The sequence below is a fragment of the Gilvimarinus sp. 1_MG-2023 genome, assembly GCF_030548285.1.
On sequence record NZ_JAUOSC010000051.1, the window covers coordinates 1 to 603 of the forward strand.

Consider the following 603-nt stretch of genomic DNA (forward strand, 5'->3'; position numbering starts at 1 on the left):
CGTCTCTTTTATAATTAACTTTTTGGAATAATACCCAAGATAGTCCACCACGCAAGACATCCATGCCAACCATGCCTTCAGGTCAACACCAATCGGCCCCGGCACCATCCAGCGCTGCGGTAAAACCAGTCCCCTTGCTCACTCTGACGGTTGTTGACAGGTTCGTCATATCCCTGTCACGGCCGGAATCTACCGTCAGGTTTTCGCGACAGGAGCAAGAGGATGAACTGGTGGCAACATGGAGTCGTTTATCAAATATATCCACGCAGTTTTCAGGACTCAAATAATGATGGTATTGGCGACCTGCAAGGACTGATCAGCCGCCTCGATTACCTTAATGACGGAACGCCGGATTCGCTGGGTATCGATGCTATCTGGCTCTCACCTGTCTACCCGTCACCGATGCTGGATCTTGGCTACGACATCTGTGATTACCAGGCTATTGACCCGGTATTTGGTACCCTGGCCGATTTTGACCAGCTGCTGCAACAGGCCCATCAGCGTGATATTCGTATTATTCTGGATCTGGTCGCCAACCACACATCGGATCAACACCCCTGGTTTATCGATAGCTGCCAACCTGGATCCAGCAAGGCCGACTGG

The 603-nt window shown here is 51.2% G+C and carries 1 protein-coding gene; it reads left to right on the forward strand.

What is annotated here, in order from left to right; genetic code table 11:
• Positions 1–222: 222 nt before the first annotated feature.
• A partial coding sequence (locus Q4563_RS15585) for an alpha-amylase family glycosyl hydrolase (RefSeq protein ID WP_303605108.1) occupies positions 223–603 on the forward strand: 381 nt, incomplete at its 3' end.